A 14,803-nucleotide genomic window follows, 5' to 3' on the forward strand; every position below is an offset into this window, starting at 1 on the left:
AACTATAAAGACAATAAAAACGATAGTTTATGGCTAACAGATTCAAACTGGCCGGTAAAAGGACCAGTAGAAGACAGAGTCCTAAGAGACAGACCCAACAGCCGATCATTCGATATAATAGGAAGAAAATTCGTAGATGACAATGGAAATTATGTTGCTTCAGCTGATAATCTTGACTTCAGAGGAATGGCAATAAGAAGCGACTTACCTACTAAAGGAACACGAGTTGGAGATTTAGATTCAGGTAACAATCCAAGACTAGCTGTACACCCTGATGTAGCAGACACCTATAATCAAGATATACTAGAGGGAAATGATAGTAAACTTTACTGGAATAGGGCAAGGCCTGCTATTCTTGCATTAAGACATGCTTCAAAGAGAGATTTGTTGGAAGAAAGCGATATTGCCTTACTAACCTTACCAATTGATGAAATTCCAGAGTTTGAAGGACCTTTAATTGGCAAATTCGATGAAGATGAGGAACAAGTATACCTTGACGAACAAATTGACAGGCAACAGTTCACAGATTACGTTATGGAACTAGAGAATAGTATAGAGTACTTTAAAAGTGAGGAAGAATACTTCGACATGCTTCGTTCAAAGGCCGGACAATAAAGGATCAAGAATAACATGAGTTTTTTAAGGAAAGCTATCTTCCTCAAAGCTCGCGTAGTTTGACTCTATCATATCCTTTAGATCGTTGTCTCTATGGACATGCGCTACATCTCCTTCTTCACCACGAGCCTTCTCATTGAAATCAGTTACATCATACCACCACTCACAAGCATAACCCGAGTAACCACTTGTGTCAACTGTATCAGAAACACTCCATAAATTATGCAAAAGTGTCTGTATCTTACATTATTTCGAAATACGGTATACAAAGCAAACTTGATGAATTAGGCCTATTCAAGTGTTGCTGTATGGGTTTACTCTGTTTATTTCGCGTGTCTTTCCTTTTCGCCCGCCGTAGTGGTATTCTGAGGTGATTAGCTTGAGTTGTTCAAGTTGTTTGAGGTAGTCGCTGGTTCTGCGTTCGGTCAATGGTTTTTGACCGTAGGTTTGGCAGAGTTCTCGGTACTTGAGGTGGACGTCTCCGGTCCTCACACTGCTTTTTTGATCGGATTCAAGCTTTTCTATGGCTTGGTAGAGGAGTCGGTGGTGCTGCGTGAAGTCTCTCAATTGGGTGGCCGTGTATTGCTGTAAGGCCTCGCTAATCAAGCGTTTAGTATGTGCCTCAGTAACGACGTTGTCTGCTTGTTGGGCTGAAATGCGGAGCCATGTTAGGGCCGCTGCTAGGTTCTGGGTTGATGACGCAATGTACGTTAATGCTTCTCGGCGAAGGGATCGAGGCTTCATCGAGTTTTTCGCTCGATCTGCGAGCACTTTGTATATCTCTTCCCCGGTAAACGGTTCAAACCCTATTCTTTGGGGTTGTAACGTGCTGAATGTGCGCTCCTCTAACTGGTCGCGGAGCTCTCTGTGATTCGCGGTAATCAGTACTAGGCCTAGATCGGCTTCTATTCGTGAGAGAAAGTAGAGCAGGTCGTCTCCGTCATTCAGGAGAAGAAAGTCGAGATCATCAAGTACTATCGTGGTTTCTACAGCTTCGACTTGATTCTTCAGCAGTCGTTGAAGCTCTGAAGTGTGGTGGCCTGACCCAACTGTCTTCGAGGTTAGCTCGTTAACCGTTTTCCTCAAAACCTTATACTGTGTATCTTGTCTTTGACAGGAGATGTAGCATACATTAGTCCCCAAGCTTTCCAACTGCTTCTTAACAATAAGCGTCTTCCCAGTCCCTCTAGGACCGTGGACGTGAACGTTCTGCCTGTTTTCTAAGGCCTGTCTCAGTTGTTCTGATTCAGTCTCTCTGTCTAAGACCTCTTCTGGGATATATTCGTTCTTCAATGGTTCTAGGTCGTTGATAGTGCTCATACAAACATAGTTCGGCGCATTGTTTTACCCCAGTTTGAGAAAGGCAGGTTTCGCATGAACACAATTCTGGAATATTAAATATAATAGACTAAGTACTCAAGCGAAACGCGGTGTAATAAATAGTTTTGAAACAGTTGGTTACTACACATAATTCATACTGGGAGGGGAAAAGAAAAACATTGTTCGATAATTCTACATCATCACGGAAAAAGGGAGTACTAAGATCTGAAGCCTATCTAACCACACATTACACACCTGAAAAGCCGGTAGGCAGAGAAACAGAAATCGGTGAAATCGCAGAGGCCGTCAGGCCTTTAACCCACAGACATGACCCAAATAACTTGATAATATTCGGGCCTGCGGGAATCGGGAAGACAACCTGCACAAAGTATGTCATAACTGAATTGGAGAACCAGGCCTCCGTTAAATCAGTGTATATCAACTGCTGGCAATACAACACCCGTTCAAGCCTCTTAACCGAACTACTGATTCAACTCGGTTATCCAGCGCCCCGGAAAGGCAAATCAATCGACGCACTTCTGTCCAAGGTCAGAGAATGGTTGGATAAGAATAGAGGTGTAGCAGTCGCATTAGACGAGTTCGACCAACTAGATGATCAAACCAAAATCATCTACGACCTCCAAATGATTAACGAAGAAGCCGAAAACCCGATAGGCCTCTTAATGGTCTCAAACCAGCATCCAACCCGTATCACTCTCGATCCCAGAAGCCAGTCCCGCTTAAGCTGTAAAACACTTGAATTCCACTCCTACAACGCACCCCAACTAGAAAACATCCTCCAAGACCGAGTAGACAAAGCGTTCAGGCCAGGCACCGTACCCAAAAAAGTAGTCGAACAAATAGCTGAAACCGTAGCCGAAAACAGCGGCGACTGCAGAAAGGCCCTAACACTATTACTGAATGCAGGAAGAAAAGCAGATCAAGAAGGGAAAAACAAAGTCACAATCAACGACATCCAATAAACACAGATTCACGGAGAAGGCCTATACACCAATTCCCCAGCCCAGTCAGAATACCATTAACGAAGCATTCTACAAGGACGCGACCCCGGTATTTTATACCAAAAGCCACGTTATACTACAAATACACGGAAAGGCCCTATACCCCCAAAATCAAGGGACAGCGCCAAGATCAACACGCCAAAACACTTGAGGCCTGATCTGAAACCCTCGAAAAACCGGGTTTCAGGCCTCGAAAAAAGTATTTGTCTTGGTAAGGACGAGAGCCCGGGTTCAAATCCCGGCCTAGGCTTGTTCTTCGTCGCTGAACTCATAACTCAGTGTTCGGTCCGGAAGACCAGGTCGTTATCAGCGACAGTCGCTCGAAGCCGTCCCGCCGCCATCGAGGTGCCGTCGACACGTCCGGTCCCGCCGGTGAGTGTGCCCGCATCCCCCAGCAGATCACCCGGGCCGGCGGGCACGATAGCGAAGACGGCTGCGCCGTGAGCGGGAAGTTCCCGCTCGATAACCGGCCCATCGACGACGTCACCGGCCACCCCGTCCCAGAGAACGTGAGCGTCGATGTCATCGTCGCTGTAGGCATGTGCATCGAAGACGATCCGCCGGGGCTGGTCCTCCCAGTTGAAGATGGCGACCGTCGTTGCACGGTCACCCGGACGCTCACAGACGACTCGCGAGGGAAACTCGTTCGTCGTGAGGTCCTCGACGACGCCGGTTTCAGTGGGCGACAGCGAGCGCTCGATCAGTCGCCGGCCGGCGAGGTCGATCTCGGCGAGGCGATCCGAGAGGATGTTCACGCCCCCCGTGACGGCGACGAGCACGGCGAAGGCTTCCCGTTCAGCCGCGGTGAGGTCGCTCGTCTCCCGGACGAGTTGACAGTCCGGATCGTTCAGCCACCATCGCCGGTGGAGGAACTGCCGTGTCAGGGTGTTTCTGACCGCGTTTTTTAACGCCGGTTGACTCGCCGACTCGCCGGGCGTCTCCCAGACGGGATCGGTGTCGGGGCCGATCCGCATCGCATCGAAGAATCCGACGCTTGGCGCAAGCGGCGCGCCACAGCCCAACAGGAAGACGTCGTCGCCGACCGTCTCGGCGATGATATCGAGACCTTTTCGGTAGGCCTCCACGCGCGTCGCCTCGGGGTCGTACCGCTCACCCGGGAGCGCCGCGGCGAACAGGAAATCGAGTTTGAGATAGCTGAACCCCCAGTCGTGAACGACCGTCTCGAAGGTGTCACGTAACCACTCTTGCACCTCCGGGTGGGTCGTATCCAGCCCATAGAGGTTCGATCCGGCACGGTAACCTCCATCGACCGGTTCCTGATCCGTCCCCGCCGCGCTTGGTTTCCTAATAAACCACTCCGGGTGGTCCCGATACAGCGCCGCTTCCTCCTCGACATAAAAGGGGGCGAGCCAGAGCCCCGGCCGGTAGCCGGCCGTCTCGATATCGCGTGCGAGTTCCCCCATCTCGGAGAACCCGTCGGCGATCGACCGCCAGTCGCCGAACGCCTCCATGTAGCCGTCGTCGATCTGAACGACTTCGACCGGGACTCCCCACTCCTGTAGCTTGGTCAGGTTCTCCCGCACATCGGCTTCGGTGACGTCGGTGAAGTAGTGATACCACGAACACCACCCGGTGGGGACGCTACCCGGAACACGGGCATCCATCCGATCGCCGATCAGATCCGCGAGCACGGCGAGTCCGTCCTCGATATCGCGGGTCGCGTCGATCCAGAGCGTGGGGAGTTCGAGCGTCCCACCCGGTTCCAATCGACGGCCTTCGAGCGGACAGACGGCGGCGACCTCCTCGACACCGCGTTCGTCGTCGACGATGTCGAACCGCGTACAGAACCGATCGTGGGTGAGAAAGCCCATCGTCAACGTGCGTTCCGCCTCAATGAGGCCGATCAAGTAGCTGCTCGTTCGCCGATCGGTCGGAGCGGCGAGATCACGCATCATCGGGGCGTTGTCGGGATTTTCCGCAGGAAATCGTTCGCCGACCGGAAGGGTGCCCGATGGCGACCATGACTGATAGCCATGGCGATAGATTCGGGCATCGGATCCGAATCCGGTCTCGCCAGATAGCACCAGTCGGTCGAGCCGAACGGGATCATCCCCGACGTTTTCGAGATCGAACCCGATGGCGATTCCACCCGCCTCCTTCGCTGCGGACCGGACGGTGATCTGGACCTCCGAGGACGCATGTGACGTGTCAACATTAATTCCGCCCGAAAGAAGTGTCCCCGTTCCGTCAGAAACTGAAAATACCCCAGCCGCCGGATCGGAGCAGACGGTGCTTTTCATCGCCGTGATTTCCTGCATACATCGGCTTCAAAACGGACCCACATATAGGCTGGTATGACAACGCTTAGGTAGGGTCGCTCGGGCCTGTTCGTATGCAGACTGGTGTGTGTTATTTTCCGGAACACTGGCCCCGCGAACGCTGGGAAACCGACGTCGAGCAGATGGCCGAGGCGGGACTGGAGTACGTCCGGATGGCGGAGTTCTCCTGGGGCGTCCTCGAACCCGAACGCGACGAGTTCGCGTTCGAGTGGCTCGATGAGGCGGTGTCGCTGATCGGTGAGTATGGCATGCAAGCAGTGTTATGCACGCCGACCGCGACGCCACCGAAGTGGCTCGTCGATGAACACCCCGAAATCTTACAGGAGGATCCCGACGGCACCGTTCGTGAACACGGCAGCCGTCGACACTACTGCTTCAATTCCGAGCGGTATCGCGAGGAGACCGAACGGATCGTCAGAAGGGTTGCGGAGCGGTACGCCGAGAATCCACACGTCGCCGGCTTTCAGACCGACAACGAGTACGGCTGTCATTTCACCGTTCGGTGTTACTGTGACGACTGTGCGGCGGCGTTCCGGTCGTGGCTGAAAGAAAAGTATGACACGATAGCCGAGTTAAATACGGCGTGGGGCAACCGATTCTGGAGCCAACAGTACGATTCCTTCGAGGCGATCGATCCGCCGGGGCCAACCCCCGCCGAACACCATCCATCGCGGCTGCTCGAGTATGCCCGATTCGCGAGCGACTCGGTCGTCGAGTACAATCGACTCCACGTCGAGTTGCTCACCGAGGCGAACCCGGAGTGGTTCGTGACCCACAACTTCATGGGTCGGTTCCCGACGCTCGACGCGTACGCCGTGAGCGAGGATCTCGACCTCGTCTCGTGGGATTCCTATCCCACCGGCTTCGTTCAGGATCGCCAGCACGACGAAGCGACTCCCGATCAACTGCGGGCCGGTAATCCCGATCAGATCGGCATGGATCACGACCTCTACCGGAGCACACTCGACCGGCCCTTTTGGGTGATGGAACAGCAACCGGGCGACGTCAACTGGCCGCCACACTGTCCCCAGCCCGGCGAGGGGGCGATGCGGCTGTGGGCCCATCACGCGACCGCCCACGGCGCCGACGCGGTCTGTTATTTCCGCTGGCGGCGATGTCTTGAGGGACAAGAGCAGTATCACGCCGGACTCAGAAAACAGGACGGGTCACCGGATCGTGGCTATCACGATGCCGTCAGAGCCGGCACGGAACTGCAGGCGATCGGCGACGGACCGATCGAGAACGTCGACGCCTCCGTCGCGCTCCTGTTCGACTATGACGCCCTCTGGGCGCTGTCAGCGCAACCACACGCCCCGGAGTTCGACTACTGGGAACTGCTTGAGGCCTTCTACGGCGCGGCCCGATCCCGCGGCGTACAGGTCGACGTCATCCATCCGAGCTTCGCGCTCGATGACTACGAACTCCTCCTCGCCCCGGCCCTCCATCTCGTCACCGACGACCTCGCGAAGCGGCTGACCGCATACGTCGAAGAAGGCGGCCGGATCCTCTTCGGTCCGCGGACGGGAGTCAAAGACGAGTATAACAAGCTTCGGCCGACCCTGCAACCCGGCCCGCTTTCGGATCTGGTCGGCGCGACCGTCGACCAACACGGGTCGTTCCCGTCACGGATGGAGCGGACCGTCACACCGGTGGCCGAGGACGATGAGCAGTATGCCGCCCGGACGTGGGCCGAGTGGCTCGATCCGGACGACGCCGAGTTACGATTTACCTACCAGTCCGAGGGGATCGAATTCGGACGCCCCGCCGTCGTCGAGAACACGGTCGGCGACGGAACGGTCGTCTACTGTGGCGTCTGGCCGGGTCCGGACCTCGCCGATGAACTCGTTCGCCCACTCCTCGCGGACGCCTCCCTCCCGTACAGCGAACAGCTCCCCCAAGGTGTCCGGATCGGAGCGCGAGCCGGCCACACGTGGATAACCAACTTTTCGAGCGAGCGATACCGGATCGTTGCGCGGACGGACGCTTCGTGGGTCGTCGGAGACGACACGCTGGAAGCCTTCGATGTCGCGGTCGCGGAAGGGAATCTGGTCGATGGCCTGTCGATCGAACCGGTCTAGGTGATCGCCTGAGCGGATGCTTATTCGTCCTCCCGTTCCGCAAGCGCCCGATAATCCGGCAGCGTATCGTCCTGCATCACCGCGCCACGGCCACCGTCGACGAGCACCGAACTCCCGGTGATGAACGCGGCGTCCGGGCTCGCAAGAAAGGCGACGGCCCCCGCGACGTCCGCCGGGACGCCGATCCGCCCCGTCGGATGAATGGATTCGACGGCCGCGAACTGCCCCTCGGCAAGCTCCTCACGGGTTCGGTCGACTTCGATCCATCCGGGTGTAACGGTGTTGACACGAACCGCCGGTCCCAGATCGAGCGCCATCGCCCGAGTCATGCCGTTGACGCCGGCTTTCACCGCGTTATACGGGAAGTGTGCGGGCATCGTCGCGGTGGCGTGATTCGAGGAGACGTTGATTATCGCTCCTCGATCCATATGCGAGAGCGCGGCCCGTGCCGCGAGCCAGTACCCCCGGAAGTCGGTTTCGAGGACGAACTCCCAGTCGTCCAGAGTCGCCCCGTCGACGGCGGTTTCGGTCTGGACGGCCGCGTTGTTCACGAGGACATCGACGCCGCCATAGGATTCAGCCGCCGCCTCCGCAAGCGCGGCGATGTCATCGGGTTTCCGCATATCCGCTCGGACGAACGTCGCCGCACCCGCTGTGTCCGCCGTCGACGCGTCGGTGATCTGTTCGACGACGGCCTCGCCGCGACCCGTGTCGCGTCCCGACACGACGACGTTGGCCCCCTCGGCGACGAACCGTTCAGCGATCGCCGCACCGATCCCGCGGGTCGAGCCGGTGACGATGACGGTCCGATCCGCGAAGCGACCGTCGACGGCGTGTTCGACCGGCGAGTCGGGTCGGTGGGTCATCGTCTCACCCGCAGGCGACGTGATCGGCTCGTCCGTGCCTGCATCTTACCACTCCGCGACGCTTCCATCGTCGTGTCGCCAGATCGGGTTGTGCCAGTCGACGCCGCCGGTCTGGTTTCGCACGTACGCCTCGTCGATCTCGATGCCGAGTCCCGGGCCGTCGGGGATATCGACGTAGCCGTCGCGGTACTCGAAGACCGACGGGTCCGCGAGATAATCGAGCACGTCGCTCGTCTCGTTGTAGTGGATATCGAGGCTCTGTTCCTGGATCAGCGTGTTCGGCGAACACGCGTCGACCTGAATACACGACGCCAACGCGATCGGGCCGAGCGGACAGTGTGGCGCGATCGAAACGTCGTAGGCCTCGGCCATCGCCGCGATCTTTTTGACCTCGGTGATCCCACCCGCATGTGAGAGATCGGGCTGGATCACGTCGACGGCGTTCTCCTCGAAGACCCGCTTGAAATCCCAGCGGGAGTACATCCGCTCGCCGGTCGCGATCGGGATCGTCGTCGACGCCCGGATATCCGCGAGCGCATCGTTGTGCTCGGACAGGACGGGCTCCTCGATGAACATCGGCTCGTAGGGTTCGAGCGCGCGCGCGAGTCGACGGACCATCGGCTTGGCGACACGTCCATGGAAGTCGACGCCGATATCGACCTCGTTTCCGACGGCGTCCCGAACTGCCGCTAACCGATCGACAGCGTCCTCGACCGCCCGTGGGTTGTCGACGGGGCGAAGTTCGGAGGTGGCGTTCATCTTGAGGGCGGTGAATCCGTCGGTAACCTTCTCGCGTGCCGCGTCCCCAGCGTCCCGGGGACGATCGCCGCCGATCCATTGATAAACGCGGACGCGATTGCGCGCCTTGCCACCGAGCAGTTCATACACCGGCGCATCGAGCGTCCTTCCCTTGATGTCCCACAGCGCCTGGTCGACGCCGGCGATGGCACTCATCAGGACCGGACCCCCGCGATAGAACCCGCCGCGGTACATCGCCTGCCAGTGGTCCTCGATCCGGCTCGGGTCCTCGCCGAGCAGATAGTTGTCGAGCAACTCCTCGACGGCCGTCCGAACCGTTCTGGCCCGGCCCTCGACGATCGGCTCGCCCCACCCGACGGTGCCATCACTCGTCGTGAGTTTCAAAAACAGCCACCGAGGCGGAACCTCGAACAGCTCGTAGTCGGTGAGTCTGCTCATCGGACGCCCTCCACCGCGCTTTCGGTCGGCTCGCTCGTTTTCGTCTTCAACGCCTCCCCGTCGTCGACATCGAACAGGTACAGCGAGCCCTCCTCGAACGAGAAGGCGACCCGGTCGCCGGCTTCAGGACGTTGTTCGGGAGCGATCCGTGCCGTGAGTTCGTGGTCGTCGAGCCGCATGTAACAGAAGTTCTCGTTGCCCATCGGCTCGACGACCGCCACGTCGGCGTGGTTCGTTCCGTCCGCAACCAATCGGATATCCTCCGGCCTGATGCCGACCCGAACCCGCTTTCGATCCCGGAGTGGGGTCGAATCGTCCAGTTCGTAGGCGAATCCGCCCGGCCCTGTGATCGTCGCTCCCTCGACGTCGGCCGTAAAGAGGTTGATGCTCGGCGAGCCGATGAAGTCGGCGACGAACTCGTTGGCCGGATCCAGATAGACCTCCTCCGGCGGGCCGACCTGCTGTAAGATCCCGCCGTCCATCACCGCGATCCGGTCGCCCATCGCCATCGCCTCGGTCTGATCGTGAGTGACGTACACCGTCGTTACGCCGAGGTGCTCCTGGAGCTCCTGGAGCTCCGTCCGCATATCGGATCGGAGCTTCGCGTCCAGGTTCGACAGCGGTTCGTCCATCAAGAACACCTCGGGCTCACGAACGATCGCCCGACCGAGCGCGACGCGCTGTTGCTGACCGCCCGATAGCTCCTTCGGTTTGTCCGACAACAACTCGCTGATCCCCAGCGTCCCCGCGACGTCATCGACGCGCTCGTGGATCTCAGCGGACGACAGCGACGTCGAGAGCTTGAGCCCGAAGCCGATGTTCTCCCGGACGGTCATATGCGGGTAAAGCGCGTAGTTTTGAAACACCATCGCGACGTCCCGCTCGCTTGCTTGATACTCCGTTACGTCCCGTTCGCCGAATTGGATCCGACCCTCAGTGACGTCCTCTAATCCCGCGATGCAGCGAAGCGTCGTCGACTTGCCACACCCGGACGGGCCGACGAGGACGAGGAACTCCCCGTCCGTAACGGAGAGGGAGACCTCTTCGACCGCGACGACCGAGTCGCCGCCGGTACCGTACACCTTGGTGAGATCCGATAGGTTGATTCGTGCCATGATATCACTCCTTGAGCGATCCCGCGAGGATGCCGCTGACGAACTGTTTTTGAAGGATCAAAAACAGGATGGCCATCGGAATGATCGCGAGCGAACTCGCGACCATTATCTGATCGAAGTTCACGCGTCGACTCTCCTCGAGACCGGACAGTGCGACCGGGATCGTGTAGTTCGCCGAGTCCTCCAAAATGACCAGCGGGTACAGAAAGAGGTCCCACTGGAACAAAAAGAGGATGATGGCGAGCGCGGCAACCGACGATCGCATCGCTGGCAACGCGATCCGGTAGAAGATCTGGAACTCCGTCGCCCCGTCCATGCGTGCGGATTCGAGCAGGGCGTCGGGGATCGACTTCATGTTCTGTCGCATCAGAAAGATCCCGATCGGGTTCGCCAGCCACGGGATGATGATCGCCCGGAACGTGTCCGTCCAGCCGATCTGGCTCATCATCAGGAACAGCGGGATAACGAGCAGCTGGATCGGCAGGATAAGCGTCGCCAAGATCGTATAGAAGATCGGCTCTTTGAACCGGAACTCGTACTTCGCGAACGCGAATCCGGCCATCGAACACAGAAGCACCGAGAGGACCGTGTAGACGACCGCGATGAAGACGCTGTTCCAGATCGAGATCAGGAAATCGGTCTCCTCGTGTAACACGGCGAGGTTATCGAAGAACGCGGTGCCGGGATACAGCCGCGGCGGGAACTGCAGGAACTCCTCCTGTGGCAGCGTCGCCGCGACCATCATCCAGTAGAGCGGCACCATCATCCCGAGCGTCATCACGATGACGAACGAGTAGGTGAGGAACTTCCAGACGGCGTCCCGTTGGCGCTGTTTACGCATCACTCATCACCTCCGAGTTTGATCTGTGCGATCGAGATCACGCTGACGATGGCCACGAAGACCACCGTAAGCGCGCTTGCATAACCGAGGTTCGGACTCCCCACGAACGCCTCCCGATAGATGTACTGGACGATCGTAATCGTCGCGTTCGTCGGCCCACCGCCGGTGATAACGTATGGCTCCGCGAACAGTTTGAACGTCCCGATCGTCGACAGCACGACGACGAACAGAAGCACCGGCCGAAGCTGCGGCAGCGTCACATATCGGAACTTCTGCCAGCGATTCGCGCCGTCGATCTCGGCGGCTTCATAGAGCTGTTGGGGTATCGTCTGTAACCCCGCAAGCAGGATGATCATATTGTAGCCGGTCCACCGCCAAGTGACCGCAGTCACGATCGTTTTGCGTGCCCAGAACTCGCTGCGAAGCCACTCGATGGGTTCGACCCCGATCGTCGCCAAGAGATAATTGATAAATCCGGTTTCGTTGAAGAGGATCACGAATATCGTCGAGTAGGCGACGATGTTCGCCGAGACCGGCAACGCGATCGCCGTCCGAAAGACGCCCTTCGCGCGGAGGAACGCCGCGTTCAACGCGATCGCGAGCGCCAGCGCCAACCCGATCATGATCGGGACCTGGATCACGAGGATGTACGTCGTGTTGAACATCGCCTGCCAGAACAGGCCGTCGCCGAGCATCCGGCTGTAGTTTCCGAACCCGATGAACTGGAGGTCGGCGATCTCCGGGACCTGAACGAAGATCGGCCCGAGATCGATGAAAAAGAGCGTCCCGTCACCGATCCCCTGGTACTCGAAAAACGAGAGGTAGACCGTGTAGACGACGGGGAACAACAGGAAGATGCCGAAGATGATGAAAAACGGCGAGATAAGCACATACGCGACCTGTTCACGGGAGAGTGCCGGAAGGGTCGCGGTGATGCGTCTACGAATGGTGCGAAATCGGTCCCAGAGTTCGGAACGGGTCCATCCCCGGGATTCGCTGTTCGTCGCCATCAGCGCCGGCCCATCAGGCTAACTCGCGGTCGGTTCGATCGGCGACCTCCTCGGCGGCGTTTTCAACCGCCTCCTCGGGGTCGAGGTCGTCACGGAGCATCGCGAAGAAGTGGTTGTTGATCGCATCGGAGACCTCAGGCGTGTTGACCGAGTATTCATACTCGGGCATCTCCTCCGCGACATCGGCGAACAGCCGTCGAGCGGGCTGCCCGTCGTAGAAATCGAGTTCCTCATCGAAGACCTCCTCGTTTTCGTAGGTCGTCTCCAGTGCCGGAAAGAGCCCGTACTCATCGTACATGAGCAGCTGCATCTCGTCGGTCGCGAGCGTCCACGTGATGAAATCCCAGGCACGGTCCCGCTCGGCCCCGTCGATCTGTGAGGGGATCATCAGGCTCGATCCGCCCCAGTTCGATGCACGCGGGCCGCCCTCCTCGTGTGCGGGGATCCGATACACCCCCCAAAGACCGTCCGTCTCCGGCAGCTCGTCCCGAAGCGTGCCCTCCATCCAGGCCGCGGAGGGTAAGGAGGCGATGTCGCCCGCGCCGTATGCGTCGAACCACGCCGGCGACCAGCCCTCGATCAGGCGGCCGACGTCCTCGTCGTAGAGCCGTTTGATCGTCTCGGCGATCTGGATGGAGTCGTCGTTGTAGATGTTGACCTCGCCGTCCTCGGTGAACGGCCGGTTTCCGAGTTGGCGGAACTGGTAGCGCCAGACTCCGTCGAGATCGTTCTCGGGAATCTCGGTCATATAGACGTCGTCGGGGAGCTTCTGACCTTCCTCGATGAAGTCGTCCCACGTCTCGATCGCGTCGGCTTCAAGCCCGTGTTCGTCGTACACGTCCCGACGATAGTAGACCGCCGTCGGTCCGATGTCCCATGGGATCGCGTAGGCCCCATCGTCATCCGTCAACGACGCCCATGCACCCTCGACGAAATCGTCCTCGATACCCGCCTCGTCCAGTCGATCGGAGATCTCGAGAATGGCACCCGTATCGATCTCCGCCGGGCCGTCGATCATCTCCAACATCGCCACGTCAGGTGCCCCCGAACCGGCGGTCAGTCGGCTGCGAAGGTCCTCTTTCATCGCCTCCCGACCGAACTCCTCGACGTTGATGGTCCCGCCGTGCTCGGCTTCGTATTCCTCCGCGGTCAGCATCATCGCCCGGGCGGCGATGTCCCATCCCCAGACGTCGATCTCGTCGGCCATCCCGTCGGCATCCGCCCCGTCATCGGCGTCGTCCGCACCGTTATCGTCGTCGGGTTCGGTCCCGACACAGCCGGCGAACGCCGCGAGCCCGAGCGCGGCGCTGCCCTGAAGAAGTCGTCGTCGGTTGTATCCTCCGGTGTGATCGTTTGACATCGTATCCATCAGGATTAATCAACCACTACTATATAAATGTTTGTATCGTTTGATGAAAAATTACTTACGAAGGCTTCTTTCGGCGTTCTCTACAAGGAAACGACGTGCATTTATATACTCCATGTGGTGCCATTTCGGCCATTAGCAGGAAATTGTTGCCTCAGCAGTGTTTAATCCTACCCCAAAATGGCAGAATAATTTAAGCTAACCACCACCGCGTTTAGCCATAGAGAACAAACTTTAGTGACTCCACTCATATGTACTACAAGAGAACGATGGGGGATGACGAGGGTGTTTCCGTTCAGGCCATCGCGACGACCTTCGAGATACTGGAAACGCTTCGCGACCGGGATGGGGCCGGCGTAACCGAGCTGGCAACGGAAGTCGGCGTGTCGAAAAGCGCCGTCTACAACCACTTGTCGACCCTGTCGGCGCTCGGATACGTCACGCAGGAAAACGGACGATATCGGCTCACCTACGGGTTCCTTCAGCTAGGACTGGCGATCCGTGAACGGAGTCCCTTATATACTGCCTCCAAGTCCGCGCTGCAGACGCTCGCACGGACGACAAACGAGACGGTCAACTTGGTCGTCCCCGAAGGGACCCACGGCGTCTATCTCTACCGTGTCGGCGGCGACGAGCACCCGATCCCCGAAGGCGGCCAGCTGGCGCTCCACGCCTCCGCTGCCGGCAAGGCGATCCTCGCCTTTTGGGATGCCACCCGCGTAAAGGAGTTCATCGAAGAGCGGGGCCTCCCCGCGCTGACGGACGGAACCGTCACCGATCCGGCGGCGCTTCGAGATCAGCTGCGATCGATCCGCGACCGGCGCGTGGCGTTCGATCGTGGCGAACAGATCCCGGACTGGCAGTGTGTCGCCAGCCCCGTCGTCGTCGAGGGCGACCCGATCGGCGCGGTCAGTGTTTCCGGTCCCGCCGACCGTATGCGTGGCAAGCGGCTCGAAGAGGACACGACGGGACTCGTCGTGAGCACGGCCAAATCGATCGAGATATCGCTCCTCGAGTCCGATGGACGCACGAACACCGTGTGAGCGCCGGTACGGCATCGCGAACGCTCGGGC

At 58.5% G+C, this 14,803-nt stretch carries 12 protein-coding genes; 4 read left to right on the forward strand and 8 right to left on the reverse strand.

Going from position 1 to position 14,803, the window contains the following annotated elements:
* Positions 1 to 615, forward strand: a 615-nt coding sequence (locus tag CHB65_RS17510) for a hypothetical protein (protein WP_179213672.1), incomplete at its 5' end; no start/stop codon positions are given.
* 294 nt (positions 616 to 909) lie between these two features.
* Here CHB65_RS17510 and CHB65_RS13855 read toward each other — a convergent pair.
* A complete protein-coding gene (locus CHB65_RS13855; protein WP_089385650.1) occupies positions 910 to 1,935 on the reverse strand; it encodes a Cdc6/Cdc18 family protein in 1,026 nt (341 codons plus the stop codon).
* A 125-nt stretch (positions 1,936 to 2,060) separates the two neighbouring features.
* On the opposite strand from CHB65_RS13855, the gene CHB65_RS13860 reads away from it, so the two are divergent.
* Entirely contained in the window at positions 2,061 to 2,918 is an 858-nt protein-coding gene (locus tag CHB65_RS13860) for a Cdc6/Cdc18 family protein (RefSeq protein WP_245809987.1), read from the forward strand.
* A gap of 314 nt (positions 2,919 to 3,232) precedes the next feature.
* On the opposite strand, the gene CHB65_RS13865 is transcribed toward CHB65_RS13860, so the two are convergent.
* Positions 3,233 to 5,236, reverse strand: coding sequence for a glycoside hydrolase family 36 protein (locus CHB65_RS13865; RefSeq protein ID WP_089385652.1), 2,004 nt, complete (start codon positions 5,234 to 5,236; stop codon positions 3,233 to 3,235).
* A 74-nt stretch (positions 5,237 to 5,310) separates the two neighbouring features.
* Between CHB65_RS13865 and CHB65_RS13870 the strand changes: the two genes are divergently transcribed.
* Complete coding sequence (locus CHB65_RS13870) at positions 5,311 to 7,335, forward strand: beta-galactosidase (protein ID WP_089385653.1); 2,025 nt, start codon at positions 5,311 to 5,313, stop codon at positions 7,333 to 7,335.
* A 20-nt stretch (positions 7,336 to 7,355) separates the two neighbouring features.
* Here CHB65_RS13870 and CHB65_RS13875 read toward each other — a convergent pair whose 3' ends face one another.
* From CHB65_RS13875 to CHB65_RS13900, 6 genes are read right to left on the reverse strand one after another with little or no spacing between them, the layout of a single operon-like run.
* On the reverse strand, positions 7,356 to 8,201 hold the full coding sequence (locus tag CHB65_RS13875; protein ID WP_089385654.1) for an SDR family NAD(P)-dependent oxidoreductase: 846 nt from the start codon (positions 8,199 to 8,201) through the stop codon (positions 7,356 to 7,358).
* Positions 8,202 to 8,246: 45 nt separating this feature from the next.
* Positions 8,247 to 9,398, reverse strand: a complete 1,152-nt coding sequence (gene dgoD, locus CHB65_RS13880) for a galactonate dehydratase (RefSeq protein WP_089385655.1) — start codon at positions 9,396 to 9,398, stop codon at positions 8,247 to 8,249.
* The gene (locus CHB65_RS13885; RefSeq protein ID WP_089385656.1) at positions 9,395 to 10,513 is read right to left on the reverse strand and encodes an ABC transporter ATP-binding protein; all 1,119 of its coding nucleotides are present in this window, start codon (positions 10,511 to 10,513) and stop codon (positions 9,395 to 9,397) included. The genes dgoD and CHB65_RS13885 overlap by 4 nt, the downstream gene beginning before the upstream one ends.
* Before the next feature lie 4 nt (positions 10,514 to 10,517).
* Positions 10,518 to 11,354 carry a carbohydrate ABC transporter permease gene (locus CHB65_RS13890; RefSeq protein WP_089385657.1) on the reverse strand — a complete coding sequence of 279 codons (837 nt, stop codon included), beginning with the start codon at positions 11,352 to 11,354 and terminating at the stop codon, positions 10,518 to 10,520.
* Complete coding sequence (locus CHB65_RS13895; RefSeq protein WP_089385658.1) at positions 11,354 to 12,364, reverse strand: carbohydrate ABC transporter permease; 1,011 nt, start codon at positions 12,362 to 12,364, stop codon at positions 11,354 to 11,356. Before CHB65_RS13895 ends, CHB65_RS13890 begins: the two co-directional genes overlap by 1 nt.
* Before the next feature lie 13 nt (positions 12,365 to 12,377).
* On the reverse strand, positions 12,378 to 13,733 hold the full coding sequence (locus tag CHB65_RS13900; RefSeq protein ID WP_245809988.1) for an ABC transporter substrate-binding protein: 1,356 nt from the start codon (positions 13,731 to 13,733) through the stop codon (positions 12,378 to 12,380).
* Between the two features lie 248 nt (positions 13,734 to 13,981).
* On the opposite strand from CHB65_RS13900, the gene CHB65_RS13905 reads away from it, so the two are divergent.
* Positions 13,982 to 14,773, forward strand: coding sequence for an IclR family transcriptional regulator (locus tag CHB65_RS13905; protein WP_245809989.1), 792 nt, complete (start codon positions 13,982 to 13,984; stop codon positions 14,771 to 14,773).
* The last annotated feature ends 30 nt before the right edge of the window (positions 14,774 to 14,803 follow it).

This window comes from Halorubrum vacuolatum (genome assembly GCF_900188065.1).
Classification (GTDB): domain Archaea; phylum Halobacteriota; class Halobacteria; order Halobacteriales; family Haloferacaceae; genus Halorubrum; species Halorubrum vacuolatum.

What these genes read in the sequence shown, in the direction of transcription:
- CHB65_RS13855 (WP_089385650.1), bottom strand. Translation starts at nt 1,935, where the DNA reads ATGAGCACTATCAACGACCTAGAACCATTGAAGAACGAATATATCCCA.
- CHB65_RS13865 (WP_089385652.1), bottom strand. Translation starts at nt 5,236, where the DNA reads ATGCAGGAAATCACGGCGATGAAAAGCACCGTCTGCTCCGATCCGGCG.
- CHB65_RS13870 (WP_089385653.1), top strand. Translation starts at nt 5,311, where the DNA reads ATGCAGACTGGTGTGTGTTATTTTCCGGAACACTGGCCCCGCGAACGC.
- CHB65_RS13875 (WP_089385654.1), bottom strand. Translation starts at nt 8,201, where the DNA reads ATGACCCACCGACCCGACTCGCCGGTCGAACACGCCGTCGACGGTCGC.
- dgoD (WP_089385655.1), bottom strand. Translation starts at nt 9,398, where the DNA reads ATGAGCAGACTCACCGACTACGAGCTGTTCGAGGTTCCGCCTCGGTGG.
- CHB65_RS13885 (WP_089385656.1), bottom strand. Translation starts at nt 10,513, where the DNA reads ATGGCACGAATCAACCTATCGGATCTCACCAAGGTGTACGGTACCGGC.
- CHB65_RS13890 (WP_089385657.1), bottom strand. Translation starts at nt 11,354, where the DNA reads ATGCGTAAACAGCGCCAACGGGACGCCGTCTGGAAGTTCCTCACCTAC.
- CHB65_RS13895 (WP_089385658.1), bottom strand. Translation starts at nt 12,364, where the DNA reads ATGGCGACGAACAGCGAATCCCGGGGATGGACCCGTTCCGAACTCTGG.
- CHB65_RS13900 (WP_245809988.1), bottom strand. Translation starts at nt 13,733, where the DNA reads ATGGATACGATGTCAAACGATCACACCGGAGGATACAACCGACGACGA.
- CHB65_RS13905 (WP_245809989.1), top strand. Translation starts at nt 13,982, where the DNA reads ATGTACTACAAGAGAACGATGGGGGATGACGAGGGTGTTTCCGTTCAG.